Consider the following 661-nt stretch of genomic DNA (forward strand, 5'->3'; position numbering starts at 1 on the left):
ATCTCTCTCCAGCGTGCACCAGTCGATAGAATGATGGTTTTTGATTCTAACTTCGCCCCATTTTCCAAGGTGACTTCAACCAGGCCATTCGCCGTTTCATCCGCACCTTTAATGGCAGACACTTTTTGCAGGTTCATGATGTCCACTCCGTACTCACGTACATGCGCTTCCATCTCGGCGGCAAATTTCGGACCCTGGGTTTTCTGTACGGAAGTGAAGTTTTCAATGTCCATGGTATCCATGACCTGACCGCCCATACGTTCCGCTACGATTCCTGTTTTAATGCCTTTACGCGCCGCATAAATCGCTGCGGTGTTACCAGCAGGTCCGCCACCAATCACCAGCACATCAAACGCGTCTTTGGCATTTAACTTTGCGGCGTCTTTGGCTGTAGAATTGCTGTCCAGTTTGGCAATGATTTCTTCCAAGGTCATACGGCCCTGACCGATATGGTTGCCGTCCTGAAACAGCATCGGCACCGCCATGATTTTGCGCTGTTCCACTTCATCCTGGAAAAAGGCCCCGTCAATCATGGTCGCGGTGGTGCCCGGGTTATAGATCGCGATCAGGTTGAGGGCTTGCACCACATCCGGACAGTTATGGCAGCTCAGCGATACGAACACCTCAAAATCAGCCATCAGGTTCAGCCCCTTGATCTGCG

At 51.4% G+C, this 661-nt stretch carries 1 protein-coding gene; it reads right to left on the reverse strand.

All coding sequences use genetic code 11. From position 1 onward, the window contains the following. Nucleotides 1-661 (reverse strand): FAD-dependent oxidoreductase (locus tag ACPUEY_RS14090; RefSeq protein ID WP_425122472.1); only part of this gene is annotated, 661 nt, incomplete at both ends.

Origin of the sequence: Acinetobacter sp. G11, assembly GCF_049808495.1 — a bacterium.
GTDB classification, from domain to species: domain Bacteria; phylum Pseudomonadota; class Gammaproteobacteria; order Pseudomonadales; family Moraxellaceae; genus Acinetobacter; species Acinetobacter kookii.